The following is a 15689-nucleotide window of genomic DNA, read 5'->3' on the forward strand; positions in this document are numbered from 1 at the left end:
CCTCGCAGCGAGGATAGCAATGACACGCGGTGGCAGTGACAAAGACCGGTCCGACGGACCGGAGCGAAAATGTCTGGCAACAGGCGAGATCCAGCCCAAAGAAGGGCTGATCCGCTTTGTTGTTGGCCCCGAAGGTCAGGTTGTTCCTGATGTGATGGGAAAGCTGCCGGGGCGCGGGGTCTATGTGACCTCGACCGAGGCAGCGCTCCAAACTGCGGTAAAGAAGAAACTCTTTGCCCGCGGTTTCAAGGCGCCGGTGACGGTGCCTGACGGGCTGGTGGATGAAATCAAAGGTCAGGTGCTGCGGCGCCTGATCGAGCTGATCAGCCTGGCGCGCAAGTCGGGTGATGCGGTCTCTGGCTATGAGAAGGTCAAAGACTGGCTGGCCAAGGAACACGCCCGCGTATTGATCCAGGCTTCGGATGGATCAGGACGGGGCAAATCAAAATTGAGCACGCCGCACCGTGGGAAATTCATCGGATGCCTCACTGCGGATGAGCTGGGCATGGCCTTTGGGCGCCAAACTGTGATACATGCGGCGCTGGCCTCTGGTGGACTCGGCAAACGTGTTGTAGAGGAAGCGCAACGACTACAAGGTTTGCGCGAAACGGTGGGCGGCAAGGGCCGCACGGAAGGATAAAGAGCTTTATGAGCGATAGTGACGGCAAAAAGACGTTGGGTCTTCGTGGTGGGTCCCGGCCCGGGAATGTGAAACAGAGCTTCAGCCACGGTCGGACCAAGAATGTCGTGGTGGAAACCAAGCGCAAACGCGTTGTGGTCCCCAAGCCGACCGCGGCCAAGGGGGGCTCAGGTGCGACGCCGTCCGGTGACGCATCGCGGCGTCCGGCTGGCATCAGCGATGCAGAGATGGCGCGCCGCCTGAAGGCGTTGCAGGCCGCCAAGGCCCGCGAAGTAGAAGAAGCGCAGCAGCGCGAAGCCGAGGAAAAGGCCCGTGCCGAAGAGCGTGAGCGCCGCCGGGCTGAACAGGAAGCCAAGGAACGTGAACAGCGCGAAGCTGAAGAGCGTGCCCGCCAGAAGGCCGAAGAAGAAGAGCGCAAGCGTGTCGAAGCTGAGGCTGCTGCGCAGCGGGCGGCTACTGATGCCGAAAAGAAAAAGTCGGAACCGGCTGCGGCCCGTCCCGAGCCGGGCCCGTCTTCGCAGCCTCGTAAGGGGGATCGCGAACGTGATGACCGGCAGAACCGCAATGCCAAAGGTCGCAACGAAGGCGGTGGCCGTCGCTCCGGTAAGCTGACACTTGGTCAGGCGACCGGTGGTGAAGGTGGTCGTCAGCGCTCCATGGCGTCGATGAAGCGTAAGCAAGAGCGAGCACGCCAGAAGGCCATGGGCTCGGTCGAGCGTGAAAAGGTTATTCGTGACGTCCAGCTGCCCGAGGCGATTGTCGTCTCCGAGCTGGCAAACCGGATGGCCGAGCGCGTCGGCGAGGTTGTCAAATCGCTGATGAACATGGGCATGATGGTCACGCAGAACCAGACCATCGACGCGGATACCGCCGAGCTGATCATCGAAGAGTTCGGCCACAACGTGGTGCGTGTTTCTGATTCGGATGTTGAAGACGTCATCAAAGAGGTCGAGGACAAGGAAGATGACCTTCAGCCGCGTCCTCCTGTGATCACCATCATGGGTCACGTTGACCACGGTAAGACGTCTCTGCTGGATGCGATCCGCGACGCGCGGGTTGTTGCAGGCGAGGCAGGTGGCATTACCCAGCACATCGGTGCCTATCAGGTGAAAACCGAAGGCGGGGCTGTGTTGAGCTTCCTCGACACGCCTGGCCACGCGGCCTTTACCTCTATGCGTTCGCGCGGTGCGCAGGTCACGGATATCGTGGTCCTTGTTGTGGCTGCAGATGACGCTGTGATGCCGCAGACCGTCGAAGCAATCAACCACGCCAAGGCGGCGGGTGTTCCCATGATCGTGGCGATCAACAAGATCGACAAGCCGGCCGCAGACCCGATGAAAGTCCGCACCGATCTGCTGCAGCATGAAGTTGTCGTGGAAGCGATGTCTGGTGAAGTACAGGATGTGGAAGTCTCTGCCGTAACTGGTCAGGGTCTGGACGAGCTGCTGGAAGCCATTGCGCTGCAGGCGGAAATCCTCGAACTGAAGGCCAATCCGGATCGCGCAGCTCAAGGTGCCGTGATCGAGGCACAGCTGGACGTGGGTCGCGGACCTGTGGCCACGGTGCTGGTTCAGAATGGCACCCTGCGTCAGGGTGATATCTTTGTTGTCGGTGAGCAGTACGGTAAGGTCCGTGCGCTGATCAATGACAAGGGTGAGCGGGTTCAGGAAGCTGGCCCCTCGGTTCCGGTCGAAGTGCTGGGTCTCAATGGTACACCCGAAGCAGGCGACGTTCTGAACGTCACCGAAACCGAAGCGCAGGCCCGCGAGATCGCCGAGTACCGCGCCCAGGCCGCCAAGGACAAGCGCGCAGCGGCCGGTGCCGCGACCACGCTGGAACAGCTGATGCAGAAGGCCAAGGAGGACGAAAATGTCTCCGAGCTGCCGATCCTGGTTAAAGCTGACGTGCAAGGCTCTGCCGAAGCCATCGTTCAGGCGATGGAGAAGATCGGCAATGACGAAGTGCGTGTTCGCGTGCTGCACTCCGGCGTTGGCGCCATCACCGAGAGCGATATCGGTCTGGCAGAGGCCTCTGGTGCTCCTGTCATGGGCTTCAACGTGCGTGCCAACACATCGGCACGGAACTCGGCCAACCAGAAGGGCGTCGAGATCCGCTACTACTCGGTCATCTATGACCTCGTCGACGATGTGAAGGCGGCGGCGTCCGGCCTGCTGTCAGCTGAGATCCGCGAGAACTTCATCGGCTATGCAGAGATCAAGGATGTCTTCAAGGTATCCAACGTTGGCAAGGTTGCGGGCTGTCTCGTGACCGAAGGTGTGGCACGCCGCTCCGCTGGCGTCCGCCTGCTGCGTGACAACGTTGTGATCCACGAAGGTACGCTGAAAACTCTCAAACGCTTCAAGGATGAAGTGGCAGAGGTTCAGTCCGGTCAGGAATGCGGCATGGCGTTTGAGAATTACGATGATGTCCGCAAGGGTGATGTGATCGAGATCTTCGAACGTGAAGAAGTGACCCGCACACTCGACTGATCCACGATCATAGCATGAATAAAAAAACCCCGGCCAAACCAGGTCGGGGTTTTTTCGTGACTGGTTCAGGGAGGAGAAACCAGTCTGCTAAGGAGAGTGTGGGGGATCAGGCGGCGCGGCCGACCGGTTCACCTTCGTAGGTTTTGCTACCGACGCGCACCGAAATCTTGCCATCGGGCAAGCTGCGCACGAATGTGCCTTGGATGAAGATAAATGCACCCTGCTTAATCGTTCTGATCATGATCGCTACCGCCTCTTGCCGTCAGAAATACCGACATTACGCTGCCTGTTGGCTCTCAGGGTTAACGAAAAAAGTTAATGATTGATTGATGCACGTGAAGGATACCGCCGCAGGACGCGGCGGCGGCTAAGCCGTTCTGTGCGGGAAACCGGGCAGACCGGAACTAGAGCCAGTCCCGCAGGATCGGGATCAGCGGCACATCGGCCGCCGGCATGGGGTAATCACGCAGGTTCTGCGCGCGGACCCATTTCAGTGTCTGCCCTTCTTTCGCCTGCGGGATACCCTCCCATTTACGACAGGCAAATAGCGGCATCAGCAGGTGAAAATCTTCATAGCTGTGGCTTGCAAAGGTCAGCGGTGCCAGACAGGACGCCCAGGTGTTGATGCCGAGCTCCTCTTCCAGTTCGCGGATCAGCGCCGCCTCGGGCGTTTCACCGGGCTCGACCTTGCCGCCGGGAAATTCCCACAGACCGGCCATCGACTTGCCCTCGGGGCGCTGAGCAAGCAGCACGCGCCCCTCGATATCAATCAGCGCAACCGCAGATACCAGTACGGTCTTCATGACCGGTAGTCCGCGTTGATGGTGATATATTGGTGCGTAAGGTCACAGGTCCAAACAGTGCTCTGCCCCTCTGCCAATCCCAGATCAACCTTGATGACGATCTCCGACTTCTTCATTTCGGCGGCGCCGGCTGCTTCGCGATAGTTTGGCGACACCCAGCCTTTTTCGGCGACCAGTACATCGCCAAAGGAGATGGACAGCTTGTCCCGATCGGCGGCTGCCCCGGATTTGCCGATTGCCATCACGACGCGGCCCCAGTTCGGATCCTCCCCGGCAATGGCCGTTTTGACCAGCGGCGAATTGGCAATCGACAGGCCATGAACCTTGGCGTCGTGGTCATTCATCGCGCCGGTCACCTGGATCTCGACGAATTTGGTCGCGCCCTCACCATCGCGCACCACTTGATGCGACAGGTCCAGCATGACTGCTTCCAGCGCCTCGGCGAATTCAGCATGTCCGGTTACATCAACGCCGGAGGCGCCAGTGGCACAGAGCATCAGACTGTCCGAGGTCGATGTATCGCTGTCCACGGTGATGCAGTTGAAGGTCCGGTCACAGGTTTGCGACAGAAGCTCCTGCAACGCCGTCTGCAGCATCTTCGCATCTGTGAAGATATAGACAAGCATGGTCGCCATGTCGGGGGCGATCATACCCGACCCCTTGGCAATCCCCGCGATAGAGACTGTTTTGCCGTCGATCTCGATTTTCGCGCTGGCCCCTTTGACAAAGGTGTCCGTTGTCATGATCGCGCCGGCAGCAGCTTCGATGGCGGTGGCGTCCAACCCATCGTTCAGCGCCGCGATCTGGGCGACGATGCGGTCGTGCGGTAGTGGTTCGCCGATGACTCCGGTTGATGCGGTGAACACCCGTGCGGCCGGAACTCCCGTGCATTCTGCTACACTGCGGGTGATCTCGGCAACCGAGGTTTGACCATAGTGCCCGGTAAAGGCGTTAGAATTGCCGGAGTTCACGAGGATCGCCGCGCCGTGCGCGGTGTCGTTTTCTGCCGAAGCGAGTTTTGCCTGACAGTCCAGAACGGGGGCGGAGCGGGTCGCGGAGCGGGTAAAGACGCCGGCGACGGCCGTTCCGGGTGCCATCACCGCGAGCATAACGTCCGTACGATCCTTGTATCTCACGCCGGCGGCTACCGATGCGAATCTAACACCGGTGATTTCCGGCAGCTCGGGGAAATGGTCTGGTGCAAGCGGAGAGCGGGGCAGTGCCATTTTCAGTTCCTAACCAGGTCAAGGTTTTTCAGGATTGCGGGGTCTAGATCTTCGATCTCAGGGCGTTCAATCGTTGCCGAGGTGGTCAGGGAGAGTACGCGCTCTTCTACCGCGTCCTGGCGCATCTGCGCTGCAAGCTCTTCGCGGACCTCGTCAAAGGTAGGCGCAGCAGAGGTGCGCCGTTCGTTGAGCTTGATCACATGCCAGCCGAACTGGGTTTGAACCGGTTCGGAGACGTCACCGGTACGCATCGCGAGGACGGCTTCTTCAAATTCCGGGACCATGCGCCCCTTGCCAAACCAGCCGAGCTCCCCACCGTTCGGGCCGGAGGGACCGGTCGACCGTTCGCGCGCTAGAGTGGCAAAATCAGCACCAGCCTCCAGCTCGGCGCGAATTTCGGCTGCATCCTCCTTGGTCTCGACCAGAATATGCGAGGCGTTGAATTCATCACCGCCGGTTCCGTCGGTGTATTTCTCGTCGTAGGCGGCGCGAAGGTCCTGTTCGGAGGCGGCACCCTCCATCACCTTTTCGATGACATCAGCGGCCAGCAGCGAACGGGCTTCATTCTCGAGGGAGAGTTCGACGTATTTCGGAACCTCGCCATTCAGTTCCTGTTTCAGGCTGGTTTGCTGAATCAGCTGGTCCAGAATTGCGTCATAGAGAACATCATCCGGCAGCTGCTGATACTGCTGCGGCAGCGTCGCGCGGGCGATGATCATGTGACCAATCGTGATCTCTTCGCCATTCACCTTTGCAACCACTGTATTGGCATGTGGTTCGGCCACAGCGGGTATGGGCAGTGTCAAGGCGGTCGTCAGGGCCAGCCCAGACAAATAAGTGAGACCTTTGCGCATTGAATTCTTCCTATTCTCTGGCCACGGCTGGGCGTAGCGTTGACACCGTATTTGCGGGACCTTACATCGCCATGAGGCCTTTGACAGGACCGCTGTTCCATCATTGTTTATGAGTTGCAAGCGGGGCGGGCAAGCCTGCCAACGCCAGGGGCCAATGACAGGACGGTTGGAGAACACATGCTGGGTATCGGAACACTCGCCAAAAAGGTTTTCGGCACGCCGAATGACCGCAAAATCAAGGCGACACGGCCGCTGATTGCCAAGATCAACGCGCTGGAGCCCGAGTTCGAGAAACTCAGCGATCAGGAGTTGCAGGACAAAACCGCCGAGCTGCGCAAGCGCGCCGGTGACGGAGAGAGCCTGGATGACCTTCTGCCCGAGGCTTTTGCCAACGTACGCGAGGCGGCGCGGCGTGCGCTGGGGCTGCGGGCCTTTGATACGCAGCTCATGGGTGGCATCTTTCTGCACCAGGGCAATATTTCCGAGATGAAGACCGGTGAGGGTAAAACCCTCGTTGCGACCTTCCCGGCCTATCTCAATGCGCTGACCGGCAAGGGCGTGCATGTGGTGACGGTGAACGAATACCTCGCCAAGCGCGACAGCGAGTGGATGGGCAAGGTCTTTGCGCAACTCGGCATGACCACCGGCGTGATCTGGTCCGGCCAGCCTGATGCGGAGAAGATGGCTGCCTATCAGAGCGATGTCACTTATGCGACCAACAACGAGCTGGGCTTTGACTACCTGCGCGACAACATGAAGCCAAGCCTCGATCAGGTTTTCCAGAAACACCATAATTTCGCGATTGTGGATGAGGTCGACTCGATCCTGATCGACGAGGCGCGTACGCCGCTGATCATCTCAGGTCCGGCGGAAGATCGCTCGGAACTCTACTCGACCATCGACAAGATGATCCCGCTCCTGAGTGATGATCACTATGAGTTGGACGAAAAAACCCGCGGCGTGACCTTCACCGAGGATGGCAACGAATACCTCGAGCAGCAGTTGATCGCCCATGGCCTGCTGGAAGAGGGAGCGTCACTGTATGATCCTGAGAGCACTACGGTAGTACATCACGTCAACCAGGCGCTGCGGGCGCATAAGCTGTTCCAGCGCGACAAGGACTACATCGTGCGCGATGGCGAGGTGGTGCTGATCGATGAATTCACCGGTCGGATGATGGCCGGTCGCCGCCTTTCCGAGGGTCTGCATCAGGCCATCGAAGCCAAGGAAGAGGTTAAGATTCAGCCCGAGAACACAACGCTGGCCTCCGTGACCTTTCAGAACTACTTCCGCCTCTACAGCAAGCTGTCCGGGATGACCGGCACAGCGATGACCGAGGCCGAGGAATTTGCCGAGATCTACGGTCTGGGTGTGGTCGAGGTTCCAACCAACCGACCAATCGCTCGTAAGGATGAGGACGATCAGGTCTACCGCACGGCTGTCGAGAAATACCGTGCGATGATTGAAGAGACCAAGAAGGCCCATGAAAAGGGCCAGCCTGTTCTTTTGGGCACGACCTCGATCGAAAAATCCGAGCTGCTCAGCCAGATGCTGGAGAAAGAGGGCATCAAGCACAACGTGCTGAACGCCCGTCACCACGAACAGGAAGCCAAGATTGTGGCGGAGGCCGGTCGTCTGGGCGCTGTGACCATCGCTACCAACATGGCCGGCCGCGGGACCGACATTCAGTTGGGCGGTAATGTGGAGCTGAAGGTGCTGGATGCGCTGGACGCCCAGCCCGATGCCGACCCGGTTGCCCTGCGCACCGAGGAAGAGGCCAAACATGCCGCGGAAAAGCAGAGTGTTCTGGACGCAGGTGGCCTGTTCGTGATGGCTTCCGAACGCCACGAGAGCCGCCGGATCGACAACCAGCTGCGCGGTCGCTCCGGTCGCCAGGGCGATCCGGGTCGCACCGTGTTCTACCTCAGCCTTGAAGATGATCTGATGCGCATCTTCGGGTCAGAGCGACTGGACAAGCTGTTGTCGACCCTTGGCATGAAAGAGGGCGAGGCGATCATTCACCCTTGGGTGAACAAGTCGCTGGAACGCGCCCAGGCAAAGGTCGAAGGCCGCAACTTTGACATGCGTAAGAACGTTCTGAAATTCGACGACGTGATGAATGATCAGCGCAAGGTGATCTTTAACCAGCGTCGCGAAATCATGGCTGCTGAAGATCTGTCCGAAATCGTCGGTGATATGCGTCATGAGGTGATCGACGATCTTCTCGATGTGCATATGCCGGCCAAGACCTATGCCGACCAATGGGACAGCGAGGGCCTGCAGGCGCAGGTCCGCGAGAAACTCGGGCTTGATGTCCCCGTGGTCGACTGGGCTGCCGAAGAAGGCGTCGATGACGAGCAGATCCGCGAACGTCTGGTCGCCGCCAGCGATGCCAAGATGGCAGAAAAGACCGAAGCGTTTGGTGCTGAAACCATGCGCAATATCGAAAAGCAGGTTCTGCTTCAGACCATCGACGCGAAATGGCGCGAACATCTTCTGACGCTGGAACATCTGCGTTCTGTGGTGGGCTTCCGTGGCTACGCGCAGCGTGATCCGCTCAATGAATATAAGAATGAGAGTTTCCAGCTGTTTGAAACGATGCTCGATACGCTGCGTGAAACCGTCACTCAGCAGCTCGCACATGTGCGCCCCATCAGCGAAGAAGAGCAGCGCCAGATGATGATGCAGCTGGCCGCCCAGCAGGCGGAACTGCAAAGGGCCGCTGCTGGCGCTGCGTTGCCGGAGGCACCAGCCGATGGGTTTGTTGAAGACGATCCATCGACATGGGGCAATCCATCTCGCAATGACAAATGCCCTTGTGGGTCTGGCAAGAAGTTCAAACACTGCCATGGCAGCCTCAGCTGAGGCACCGGAGAGGTGAGATAGTCTGGCGAAAACAGTGAAAATTGCATGCTTTCGCCAGATTCTCAGCAAGGGGCGGCCATCAATTGGTCGCCTTTCTGCGTCACGGTTCCTTAACCTTTTTGGGTAAGGAGTCGGTAATGATCAGCAAACGTACAGCCTTGATGAGCGCGGCCACCCTCTGTAGCGCACTCGCGATCGGTCTTGTTATGCAACATGCCGATGGCGGTCCGCAGGCGACTGCAGAAGCCGCGGTTCCTGCGAAGGGGCTTGCGGTTGCGGCCGTAGACAACCTGCCAGACCTCTCGACCGGTGGTGCCCTTCAGATTGAGGCGATCAGCCTCACTGCGGCCACACCTGCTTCCGGCGGCGAGGGCGAAGCCCGTCAGGCCGGGCGTCATGACCCAGAGACCACCTGCGATATGACAGCAGAAGCCGTCGCCAGCCCGATGGCAGAGGTGCGTTTGACGATCTTGTCCCTTTGCCGTCCCGGAGAGCGGTTGACCATTCATCACAATGGAATGATGTTCTCCAGCCGCCTGGACGATACCGGCGCGCTGACCGTTCAGGTGCCGGCACTTTCTTCTACCGCAGTTTTTATCGTCGAGCCGAAAACAGGCCGTGGTGCAGTGGCGACAACTTCGGTGCCTGATCTAAATCTGGTCAGCCGGGTGGTCCTGCAATGGGCTGGCAATAGCGGCTTTGAACTGCACGCGCGCGAGTTTGGCGCGGGGTATGGCAGCGCTGGTCATGTCTGGCGCGGTGCTGATCTTACAGCTGGCCGGGGGTCGGTCGTGCAGCTTGGCGATGCCTCGCAGCTGGCGCCGCGTTTGGCAGAGATCTACAGCGTTCCACGGCTTGGCGGCGACCGTAGTGGTGTGATCGACCTGACCGTCGAGGCCGAGGTGACCGCGATCAATTGCGGTCGTGACGTTTCGGCGCAGACGCTTGAACTGCGCGATGGAAAGCTGCGCACCCGTGATCTGACACTGGCGATGCCTGATTGTGCCGCTACGGGTGATTTTCTTGTGTTGAATAATTTGCTAGAAACACTGAAAATCGCCGCAAATTAACTAGCGGTTTATTCAGGATTTCTCATGGCTTTGCTTCGTGCGGCGGTAGGCGCCGCACTCTTTCTTGTCGCTGGAATCCTGCCGCTCAATGCGCAGGATGTGACCCTTTCCTCACCTGACGGCGCCGTTGAGATCACCGGGAATATTCTGGGTTTTGATGGTGAATTCTATCGCGTTGATACGAAGTTCGGTGAGCTGACGGTTGATGGGTCCGGCGTCAGCTGTGAGGGGCCCGGTTGCCCGAGCCTGTCTGATTATGTTGCGGAGATTACCCTGTCGGGTTCTTCCACCATGGCAGAGGTTCTGTTACCGGCGCTGATCGAAGGGTTCGCACTCAGAAACGGTTTCCAGACCCGGCGAGATCCGATGCCCGACAATAATTTTGACTATGTGTTACTGCGGGACACAGGTCGAGTCGCCGCCAGGTTCAGCTTTTTTGTCAGCAATACCGACGAAGGGTTTGCCGATCTTCTGGCCAATGAAGCCGATATCGTGATGGCCCTGCGCGAAATCCGCAGCGCGGAGCGTGAGCGCGCGCGTGAGGCCGGAATGGGGGATATGACAGGGTCACAACGCAGTCGCGTTCTGGCGCTGGATGCCATGGTGCCGGTGGTGGCACCGGGGAACCCTGTGCGCTCGATTTCGGTGTCGAATCTCGCGCGCGTTCTATCCGGGGATCTGAAAAACTGGTCTGAGCTGGGTGGGGCTGACGCGCCGATCTCTCTTCATTTGCCCGTCGCGGGCTCTGGCTTGGCTCAGGCGATTTCTGACCGGCTTGAGCCGCCAAATATTGCGGCGCTCGGCAGTCGTCTGCGGCGCCACGACCGTGGCAGCACCTTGGTGCGAGTCGTTGCGACAGATCCCTTTGCCCTTGGGCTGGCGAGCTTTGCCGAAACATCGACCGCACGCGTCCTGACCCTGCGCGGCGCGTGTGGCTTCTCGCTGCGGGCCAATCGCCGGTCAATCAAGACAGAAGACTATCCGCTGACTGCGCCGATGTTTCTATATCTCCCGTCACGACGGTTGCCCAAGCTTGCGCGGGATTTTCTGAGTTATGTTCGCGGCCCCGCGGCGCAGATTGTGATCCGCAGAGCCGGGTTCGTTGATCAGGCACCAGAGAGAATTTCGATGAATGTTCAGGGCGACCGTCTGGCCAATGCCATCAGCGCAGCCGGGCCGGAGGTCTCCCTTGCGGAGTTGCAGAGATTGGTCAGTCGCCTGGACGGTCTGCAGCGGTTGACCACGTCGTTTCGCTTTGAACCGGGATCGACCCGCCCCGATGCGCAATCGCGAAGCAATATCAATCAGCTCGCCCGGTCCCTGGAGGCTGGGGCCTACGATGCGCGGGAGCTGGTTTTTGTCGGCTTCTCAGATGGCGATGGCCCGGCGAGCGGTAATAAATCCATTGCGTTGAAACGATCGGAGGCGGTGCGAGATGCGGTCATCGCGGCAGCTGAAACCGCGAATCTCGAGCGGACCGAAATAGCGGTGGAGGCCTTTGGTGAGGCGCTGCCGATGGCCTGTGAAGACCAGCGATGGGGCCGACAGGTCAATCGACGGGTCGAAGTCTGGGTTCGATAAAAGAGCTTCAGACCGCTAGAGATATCCTTCGGAGCGAAAGCTCAGTTCGCGAGATTTTCCGATGATCAGATGATCATGCAGAACGATATCCAGAGTGGCGAGTGCCCGCGCAACCCGGTCGGTCATCTCGATGTCGCTCTGCGATGGGGTCGGGTCGCCCGACGGGTGATTATGTACCAGGATCAGGGCGCTGGCGCTTATTTCAAGGGCCCGCTTGGCGATCTCTCGCGGGTAGACCGGCACATGATCGACGGTGCCCCTGGCCTGCTCTTCATCCGCGACCAGGGTGTTCTTGCGATCCAGGTAGAGGACACGGAACTGTTCGGTCTCACGATGGGCCATGACGGTATGGCAATAGTCCAGAAGCGCGTCCCAAGAGGACAAGACCGGTCGCTGCATGATTCTGGCGCGGGCCATTCGATGGGCGGCAGCCTCCAGGATCTTAAGATCCGCGACGACAGCCTCGCCGATGCCATTCACCTTCGAGAGACGTTCAGGGGGCGCGGTGATAACCCGGTTGAAATCTCCGAAGGTCTCAAGCAGGAGCCGGGCCAGAGGTTTGACATCGCGGCGCGGAATGGATCGAAAGAGCAGAAGTTCCAGCAACTCATAGTCCGGCATCGCGGCTGCCCCCCCGTCCATAAAACGCTCGCGCAACCGCGCGCGGTGATCCCTGATATAGGAGGGCAGGCGCCGCTCTGGCGGGGAGGCAGGCCCCATCTCTGCGCTGTTGGGGAACAGCGGGAGAGAGACATCCTGAAACGCGGGATCCTTGGCCATAGGCTATGCTGTGGCCATCGTGGTTGAGGAAGGGTTAATGCAAATGGATCACCATGCGGCCAGCCGCAAAACCAACGAAAAAAGCGCCCCATTGGAGCGCTTAATATTGGTTTAGAATGGGGAGGGGATCAGCCCTTCATCCCGTCCCAGAAGCTTTTCACGGAGGAGAAGAAACTCCGGCTTTCCGGGTTGGTGTTGTCCTCGGAGAGATCCTCGAATTCACGCAGCAGTTCCTTCTGCCGGGCGGTGAGGTTCACCGGGGTTTCCACCGCCAGTTCTATGAACATGTCACCGGTTGCACCGCCGCGCAGGGCAGGCATGCCCTTGCCACGTAGGCGCATCTGGCGGCCGGACTGGCTGCCTTCCGGGATCTGCACACGGCCACGGCCACCATCAATGGTGGGGACTTCTATGGCGCCGCCCAATGCGGCCTTTGCCATGGATACCGGTACCCGGCAGTATAGGTTGTTTCCATCCCGCTCAAACAGGTCATGTGCGGAGACTTCAACAAAAATATAGAGATCACCGGGAGGACCACCGCGCATACCGGCCTCACCCTCGCCGGCAAGGCGAATGCGGGTGCCGGTTTCCACGCCTGCCGGGATGTTCACCGACAGGGAGCGATCTTTCTCTACACGACCATGGCCCTGGCAGGATTTGCAGGGGTTCTTGATGATCTGGCCAAGGCCGGAGCAGGTGGGGCAGGTGCGCTCCACCGTGAAGAAACCCTGCTGCGCGCGAACCTTGCCCATGCCGGAACAGGTCGGGCATGTCGTTGGTTCCACTCCGCCCTCAGCGCCAGTGCCTTCGCAGGATCCACAGGCGACAGCGGTCGGTACGTTGATCGTTTTGTGCATCCCCGCAAAAGCATCCTCAAGCGAGATGCGCAGGTTGTAGCGCAGATCCGAGCCGCGCGCGGCTCGTTGCCGTCCGCCACCCTGGCCGCCGCGTCCACCCATGAAGTCGCCGAACAGATCGTCGAAGACATCTGAGAAGGCAGACGAAAAGTCGCCGCCGCCAAAGCCCTGGCCGCCTTGACCGCCGCGTTGGCCGCCGCCCATGCCGTTTTCAAAGGCGGCGTGACCGTAACGATCATAAGCGGCCTTCTTCTCAGGGTCCTTCAGGACATCGTAGGCCTCATTGGCCTCCTTGAACTTCCCCTCGGCTTCGGGATTGTCCTTGTTCCGGTCGGGGTGCAGCTCTTTGGCCTTCTTGCGAAAGCCTTTCTTGATTTCATCGGCGGTGGCCCCTTTGGACACCCCGAGAACGTCATAGTAATCTCGTTTGGACATCGGAATACCCTTCTTGCCGCAACGAAAGCGGGCCGGCCCGGGGTTCGGACCGGCCCGCTTTGGCCAAAATCAGACCTTAACGCTTGTTGTCGTCCAGATCTTCGAATTCGGCATCGACAATGTCATCATCACCGGGGCCTGAAGCCTCATCCGCGGCGGCGGGTTCATCCGCGGCCTCTTCCTGGCTCGACTTGTAGATCGCTTCGCCTAGCTTCATGGCGGCTTCGGTGACGTTCTGAACGCCAGACTTGATCTTGTCGGCGGTGGATTTCTCGTTTTCGAGGTCATCCTTCAGCGCGGCAATGGCCAGTTCGATTGCTTCGATGGTGGTCGGGTCCACCTTGTCCGCATGCTCTTCCATCGATTTCTCGGTGGAGTGAATCAGGCTTTCGGCCTGGTTCTTCGCTTCGATCAGCTCGCGACGTTCCTTGTCTGCCTCGGCATTGTCCTCGGCATCCTTGACCATTTTTTCGATATCCTCATCGGACAGACCACCGGAGGCCTGGATGGTGATATTCTGCTCTTTACCAGTCGCCTTATCCTTGGCGCCAACGGACACGATGCCGTTTGCGTCGATGTCGAAGGTCACTTCGATCTGCGGCATGCCGCGCGGTGCGGGCGGGATGTCCTCAAGGTTGAACTGGCCGAGCATCTTGTTGTCGGCCGCCATCTCGCGCTCACCCTGGAACACACGAATGGTCACGGCGTTCTGGTTGTCTTCGGCGGTAGAGAACACCTGGCTCTTCTTGGTCGGGATGGTGGTGTTGCGGTCGATCAGTCGGGTGAAGACGCCACCGAGGGTTTCGATACCCAGGGACAGCGGTGTCACGTCGAGCAGAACGACGTCTTTCACGTCGCCTTGCAGAACACCGGCCTGAATGGCGGCGCCCATCGCAACAACCTCATCCGGGTTCACACCCTTGTGGGGGTCTTTGCCGAAGAATTTGCTGACTTCCTCGATCACCTTGGGCATGCGGGTCATACCGCCGACCAGAACAACTTCGTCGACGTCAGATGCCGAGAGACCGGCATCTTTCAGCGCAGCGGCGCAGGGCTTCATCGACGCCTTGATCAGATCGCCAACCAGGCTCTCCAGCTTGGCACGGGTCAGTTTCATGACCAGGTGCAGCGGCTGGCCCGAGGACGGATCCATCGAGATGAACGGCTGGTTGATTTCGGTCTGGCTGGAGGAGGACAGCTCAATCTTGGCTTTTTCAGCGGCTTCTTTCAGACGCTGCAGAGCCATTTTGTCCTTGGTCAGGTCGACGCCGTGCTCTTTCTTGAATTGGTCTGCCAGGTAGTTGACGATGCGCATGTCAAAGTCTTCACCACCAAGGAACGTGTCGCCATTGGTGGATTTCACCTCAAACAGGCCGTCGTCGATTTCAAGAATGGTCACGTCGAAGGTACCGCCACCAAGGTCATAGACCGCGATGGTTTGGGTTTCTTCCTTGTCCAGACCATAGGCCAGGGCCGCTGCTGTCGGTTCGTTGATGATGCGCAGCACTTCGAGACCGGCAATCTTGCCGGCGTCTTTGGTGGCCTGACGCTGGGCGTCGTTGAAATACGCAGGCACGGTGATGACGGCCTGGGTCACTTCTTCACCGAGGTAGGACTCGGCGGTTTCTTTCATCTTGCCCAGGATGAAAGCAGAGATCTGCGACGGGGAGTATTTCTCACCCTTGGCTTCGACCCATGCGTCACCATTGCCGCCGTTGATTACGGCGAAAGGCAGGTTTTTCTTGTCTTTGGCCAGATCGCTGTCATCGAACCGGCGACCAATCAGGCGCTTTACGCCGAATACGGTGTTGTCCGGGTTGGTGACGGCCTGACGTTTGGCAGGCTGGCCTACCAGACGCTCATCGTCGGTGAAGGCTACGATCGACGGCGTGGTACGGGCGCCCTCAGCGTTTTCGATAACGCGAGGCTGCGATCCGTCCATGATGGCCACACAGGAGTTGGTGGTCCCGAGGTCGATTCCGATAACTTTGCTCATTTTCGATCCCTTTTCACTTTCTAAGGCGATTACCCGAGGTCTGAACCCATTTTGGCATTCCGGCCCCGATTCAGTTGCGGTTTGGTCTGCACC

12 protein-coding genes are annotated in these 15689 nt (G+C 59.2%); 5 read left to right on the forward strand and 7 right to left on the reverse strand.

What is annotated here, in order from left to right:
* The first annotated feature begins 19 nt into the window (after nucleotides 1–19).
* Entirely contained in the window at nucleotides 20–640 is a 621-nt protein-coding gene (locus WLQ66_RS15180) for an RNA-binding protein (RefSeq protein ID WP_340547163.1), read from the forward strand.
* 8 nt (nucleotides 641–648) lie between these two features.
* A complete protein-coding gene (gene infB, locus WLQ66_RS15185) occupies nucleotides 649–3129 on the forward strand; it encodes a translation initiation factor IF-2 (protein WP_340547164.1) in 2481 nt (826 codons plus the stop codon).
* Nucleotides 3130–3235: 106 nt separating this feature from the next.
* Here the strand turns inward: infB and WLQ66_RS15190 are convergent, their stop codons facing one another.
* The 4 genes from WLQ66_RS15190 to WLQ66_RS15205 all read right to left on the reverse strand — a co-directional run bounded on the left by WLQ66_RS15190 (nucleotide 3236) and on the right by WLQ66_RS15205 (nucleotide 6012).
* Nucleotides 3236–3370 carry a hypothetical protein gene (locus tag WLQ66_RS15190; protein ID WP_340547165.1) on the reverse strand — a complete coding sequence of 45 codons (135 nt, stop codon included), beginning with the start codon at nucleotides 3368–3370 and terminating at the stop codon, nucleotides 3236–3238.
* A gap of 163 nt (nucleotides 3371–3533) precedes the next feature.
* Nucleotides 3534–3932 carry an 8-oxo-dGTP diphosphatase MutT gene (gene mutT / locus WLQ66_RS15195; protein WP_340547166.1) on the reverse strand — a complete coding sequence of 133 codons (399 nt, stop codon included), beginning with the start codon at nucleotides 3930–3932 and terminating at the stop codon, nucleotides 3534–3536.
* On the reverse strand, nucleotides 3929–5158 hold the full coding sequence (gene argJ, locus WLQ66_RS15200; protein WP_340547167.1) for a bifunctional glutamate N-acetyltransferase/amino-acid acetyltransferase ArgJ: 1230 nt from the start codon (nucleotides 5156–5158) through the stop codon (nucleotides 3929–3931). Before argJ ends, mutT begins: the two co-directional genes overlap by 4 nt.
* Nucleotides 5159–5160: 2 nt before the next feature.
* Nucleotides 5161–6012, reverse strand: a complete 852-nt coding sequence (locus tag WLQ66_RS15205) for a peptidylprolyl isomerase (RefSeq protein ID WP_340547168.1) — start codon at nucleotides 6010–6012, stop codon at nucleotides 5161–5163.
* Between the two features lie 177 nt (nucleotides 6013–6189).
* Between WLQ66_RS15205 and secA the strand changes: the two genes are divergently transcribed.
* The 3 genes from secA (at nucleotide 6190) to WLQ66_RS15220 (ending at nucleotide 11528) form a co-directional block, all read left to right on the forward strand.
* On the forward strand, nucleotides 6190–8877 hold the full coding sequence (gene secA / locus WLQ66_RS15210) for a preprotein translocase subunit SecA (RefSeq protein WP_340547169.1): 2688 nt from the start codon (nucleotides 6190–6192) through the stop codon (nucleotides 8875–8877).
* 137 nt (nucleotides 8878–9014) lie between these two features.
* On the forward strand, nucleotides 9015–9947 hold the full coding sequence (locus WLQ66_RS15215; RefSeq protein WP_340547170.1) for a hypothetical protein: 933 nt from the start codon (nucleotides 9015–9017) through the stop codon (nucleotides 9945–9947).
* 24 nt (nucleotides 9948–9971) lie between these two features.
* Entirely contained in the window at nucleotides 9972–11528 is a 1557-nt protein-coding gene (locus tag WLQ66_RS15220) for a substrate-binding domain-containing protein (RefSeq protein WP_340547171.1), read from the forward strand.
* A 15-nt stretch (nucleotides 11529–11543) separates the two neighbouring features.
* On the opposite strand, the gene radC is transcribed toward WLQ66_RS15220, so the two are convergent.
* The 3 genes from radC to dnaK all read right to left on the reverse strand — a co-directional run bounded on the left by radC (nucleotide 11544) and on the right by dnaK (nucleotide 15596).
* The gene (gene radC, locus WLQ66_RS15225) at nucleotides 11544–12308 is read right to left on the reverse strand and encodes a RadC family protein (RefSeq protein ID WP_340547172.1); all 765 of its coding nucleotides are present in this window, start codon (nucleotides 12306–12308) and stop codon (nucleotides 11544–11546) included.
* Nucleotides 12309–12436: 128 nt separating this feature from the next.
* Nucleotides 12437–13600 (reverse strand): molecular chaperone DnaJ, encoded by a 1164-nt coding sequence (gene dnaJ, locus WLQ66_RS15230; RefSeq protein WP_340547173.1) that lies wholly within the window; start codon nucleotides 13598–13600, stop codon nucleotides 12437–12439.
* 76 nt (nucleotides 13601–13676) lie between these two features.
* Entirely contained in the window at nucleotides 13677–15596 is a 1920-nt protein-coding gene (gene dnaK, locus WLQ66_RS15235) for a molecular chaperone DnaK (RefSeq protein WP_340547174.1), read from the reverse strand.
* Nucleotides 15597–15689: the final 93 nt, after the last annotated feature.

The organism is Phaeobacter sp. A36a-5a (assembly GCF_037911135.1).
Lineage (GTDB): Bacteria > Pseudomonadota > Alphaproteobacteria > Rhodobacterales > Rhodobacteraceae > Phaeobacter > Phaeobacter bryozoorum.